Raw genomic sequence first — 3,629 nt, 5'->3', positions numbered from 1 at the left:
ATCTGGAACTGGCAGAAGCTCGCCTAGAGCGCACCCTCATCCGCGCTCCCCGTGCTGGACAGGTGCTCAAGATCCACACCCGCCCTGGAGAGGTCATCCCCGCCGGCGAGGGCATTCTTGAGCTGGGCAACACTGACCAAATGATGGTGGTGGCCGAGGTCTACGAAACAGACATCTTGCGGGTTCGGCCAGGCCAGCAGGCCACCATTAGCAACCGCGCTCTGCCAGAAACCCTGCAGGGCCGAGTGGAGCGGGTAGGCCTGCAGATTGGCAAGAAAGATGTGCTCAACACCGACCCAGCTGCCGATGTGGATGCCCGTGTGGTAGAGGTGTATATCCGCCTGGATCCGGAGAGCAGCGCCCGCGTGGCTGGCCTGACCAACCTACAGGTGAATGTGGCCATCGATGTCGAGGGGTAGGCTCAGCCCATGTACAGCCTGTTCAGTGTGGCTTTTATCGCCCATCGGATCCCGTTGGCCTGGCTGCAGTTGACGCGGGAGAAGATCCGCCTGCTGGTGGCCCTGGCGGGCATTGCCTTTGCTTGCATCTTGATGTTCATGCAGTTGGGCTTCCAAGACAGCCTGCTGGAAAGTGCCATCCGCTTCCACGTGGCCCTGAAGGGAGAGATCTTCCTGGTCAGCCCTCAGTCCAACGCCCTGATTGCCATGAACACCTTCTCCCAGCGGCGACTCTATCAGGCTTTGGGCTTTGAGGGGGTGCGGGCCATCTCGCCTGTCTATGTGGGCTTTGCCCTCTGGAAAAACCCAGAGACCCGCCGTACCCGCAGCATTTTTGTGGTAGGAGTGGATCCCTCGGCTGATCTGTTGGACTTGCCGGAACTGACGCCGGACAAGCTGGAAGAGATCAAAAAGGCGGACGTGGTGCTTTTTGACCGCCGCTCCCGCAGCGAGTTTGGCCCCATCCCAGAGTGGTTTGAGTCCGGGCGAGAGGTGGTTACTGAGGTGGGAAACCGCCGCGTCCAGGTGGGGGGCCTGTTTGAGATGGGGGCCACCTTTGGAGCCGACGGCACCATTCTCACCAGCGATCTCAATTTCCTGCGCATTTTTCCGCAGCGGGGGCGCGGCCTAGTGGATATCGGCGTGGTGCAACTCCAGCCGGGTGTGGATCCGGATCCCTTGGTGCGGCAGATGCGGGCTTTGCTGCCGGAAGATGTGCGGGTGCTCTCACGGGCGGAGTTTATCGATATGGAGCAAACCTACTGGGAAGAGGGCACAGCCATCGGCTTTATTTTCGGCCTGGGGGTGGGCATGGGCTTTATTGTCGGCATTGTGATTGTCTATCAAATTCTCTACACCGATGTGTCGGATCACCTGGCGGAATATGCCACTCTCAAAGCCATGGGCTATACCGATACCTACCTGCTGGGGGTGGTATTTCAGGAGGCGCTCCTGCTGGCCGGCTTGGGGTACATTCCTGCCTTTGCCCTGTCGGTTTTGCTCTACGATTTGACGGCCAATGCCACGTTGCTGCCTATTGCCATGACCTTCAACCGGGCAGTGCTGGTGCTGGGGCTGGCGGTGAGCATGTGTTTCATCTCAGGAGCGATTGCCGTGCGACGGCTGCGGGCAGCCGATCCTGCCGACATTTTCTAGAGTTTTGGCCATGGGTGAAGCGCTAGGGTGTTGAGCAATAGTCTGTCAAAGGGGGCTGGATGGATGGTGAAGGGTTTGAGCTAGGCTGTCTAAAAACTTCTGGGATCCTCATCAACGCTCTCCGGCCAAAGGTTTCTAAATGGTCTCATCTCAACGCTCCAAATGACGGCCTAAGTGGTCAATGAGTTGTCAACGCAAAGTTTTGAGATTTTGAGTTTCCTATGCTGACTCCTCTTCTCGATCAAGCTGCCCTTGCTTCTGCCCAGAATGCCGTTGAGCCAGTGGTGAAAGCCGAAGGTGTAAACCACTATTTCGGCGAGGGATCCCTGCGCAAGCAGATTCTCTTCGACATTAGCTTTGCCCTGCAGCCAGGGGAGATCGTGCTGCTGACTGGCCCTTCCGGCTCCGGCAAAACCACCCTGCTGACGCTGCTGGGGGCCTTGCGCTCGGTGCAGGAGGGCAGCTTGCGGGTGTTGGGACAGGAGCTGCGGGGAGCTCAGCCCAGTACTCTCATTCAAATCCGCCGCCAGGTCGGGTACATTTTCCAGGCCCATAACCTGCTGCGATCCCTGACGGCAGCCCAAAACGTGCGCATGGCCCTGGAGCTGCACAACGGCCTCTCTCCTCAGGAAGCCCAGCAGCGAGCGGAAGCAATGCTGGCGGCGGTGGGCCTGGGGGATCGCGTCCACTACTACCCGGAACAGCTTTCCGGCGGACAAAAGCAGCGGGTGGCCATTGCCCGCGCCTTGGTTAGCCATCCCAAGCTGGTGCTGGCGGACGAGCCCACGGCAGCCCTAGATAGTAAGTCGGGCCGCGAGGTGGTGACCCTGATGGAGAAGCTGGCGCGAGAGCAGGGCTGCACCATCCTCATGGTGACCCACGACAACCGCATCCTGGACATCGCGGATCGGGTGCTGCACATGGAGGATGGCCGGCTGGAGAGCCAAGGGGTTGCCTAGCTTTGCCCAGAGCAGGCGTGGCGGCGGTACCAGTCGATGGTGCGCTGCAGCCCTTCCCGCAAGCCGACTTTGGCCACAAAACCCATCCTCTCTCGGGCCTTGGAGACATCCAGACAGCGGCGGGGTTGGCCATTGGGCTTGTCCGTTTGCCAGCGGATCTCTCCCCGGAACTCCATCAGCTCGCAGATGAGGGCAATCAGATCCCGGATGGAGATCTCTTCGCCGGTGCCCAGGTTCAAGGGATCCGCCCCGTCGTAAAGCTGGGTGGCCATGACAATGCCGCGGGCCGCATCTTCAGCGTAGAAAAACTCGCGGGTGGGGCTGCCATCCCCCCACACTTCGACGTAGTTTTGGCCCCGTTGCTGCGCTTCGTGCACTTTGCGGATCAAGGCTGGGATGACGTGGGAGCTTTCGGGGTCGAAGTTGTCCATGGGGCCGTAGAGGTTCACCGGCAGGAGGTAGATGCCGTTGAAGCCGTACTGCTGCCGGTAGGCCTGCAGCTGCACCAGCAGGGCTTTCTTGGCGATGCCGTAGGGGGCGTTGGTCTCCTCTGGGTAGCCGTTCCAGAGATCCTCTTCCTTGAAGGGAACGGGGGTGAACTTGGGATAGGCGCAGATGGTGCCCACGCAGACAAACTTCTCCACCCCGGCCAGGTAGGCGGCGTGGATGAGCTGGGATCCCATGATGAGGTTGTCGTAGAAGAGTTCTGCCGGCTTGGCTTGGTTGAGGCCGATGCCACCCACGTGGGCGGCCAAATGGATGACGATATCTTGCCCTTGCACCACCTCTTGGCAGACTTCCCAACGGCGCAGATCCTGGGTGCGGGAGCGCGGGATGCGCACCTGCTCCGGCTTTACCCCCAGCACCTGCAACTGTTGCAGCACATGTTTGCCCAAAAAGCCGCTGCCCCCTGTGAGCAAGATGCGCTTTTGGCTGAGATCGACGGAGCTGGGCAAGCTGTTGGGCATAGATCCGACGCAGAGAACTTCCGGCTTTCATTATGCTGCAGACGGGATAGCCGTATTTCAGCTTACTAGCGCAGGAGCCCCGCCCTCTG

At 60.1% G+C, this 3,629-nt stretch carries 4 protein-coding genes; 3 read left to right on the top strand and 1 reads right to left on the bottom strand.

The features are described 5' to 3' along the window. The 3 genes from NW856_RS02955 to NW856_RS02945 form a co-directional block, all read left to right on the top strand. Positions 1-419 (top strand): HlyD family efflux transporter periplasmic adaptor subunit (locus NW856_RS02955; protein WP_414399008.1); only part of this gene is annotated, 419 nt, incomplete at its 5' end. 9 nt (positions 420-428) lie between these two features. Further along, positions 429-1,613 carry an ABC transporter permease DevC gene (devC, locus tag NW856_RS02950; RefSeq protein WP_011433169.1) on the top strand — a complete coding sequence of 395 codons (1,185 nt, stop codon included), beginning with the start codon at positions 429-431 and terminating at the stop codon, positions 1,611-1,613. A gap of 221 nt (positions 1,614-1,834) precedes the next feature. Beyond that, positions 1,835-2,572, top strand: a complete 738-nt coding sequence (locus tag NW856_RS02945; RefSeq protein ID WP_414383324.1) for a DevA family ABC transporter ATP-binding protein — start codon at positions 1,835-1,837, stop codon at positions 2,570-2,572. On the opposite strand, the gene NW856_RS02940 is transcribed toward NW856_RS02945, so the two are convergent. Continuing rightward, positions 2,569-3,540, bottom strand: coding sequence for a GDP-L-fucose synthase family protein (locus NW856_RS02940; protein ID WP_041436472.1), 972 nt, complete (start codon positions 3,538-3,540; stop codon positions 2,569-2,571). The two genes, NW856_RS02945 and NW856_RS02940, sit on opposite strands and share 4 nt — an antisense overlap. Positions 3,541-3,629 lie beyond the last annotated feature (89 nt).

The organism is Synechococcus sp. R3-13, from assembly GCF_047462195.1.
Taxonomy (GTDB): domain Bacteria; phylum Cyanobacteriota; class Cyanobacteriia; order Thermostichales; family Thermostichaceae; genus Thermostichus.
This window is presented reverse-complemented; position numbering and strand designations above follow the sequence as displayed.

Excerpts from the sequence above, each read along its gene's own strand:
- NW856_RS02945 (WP_414383324.1), top strand. The coding sequence starts at position 1,835 with ATGCTGACTCCTCTTCTCGATCAAGCTGCCCTTGCTTCTGCCCAGAAT.
- devC (WP_011433169.1), top strand. The coding sequence starts at position 429 with ATGTACAGCCTGTTCAGTGTGGCTTTTATCGCCCATCGGATCCCGTTG.
- NW856_RS02940 (WP_041436472.1), bottom strand. The coding sequence starts at position 3,540 with ATGCCCAACAGCTTGCCCAGCTCCGTCGATCTCAGCCAAAAGCGCATC.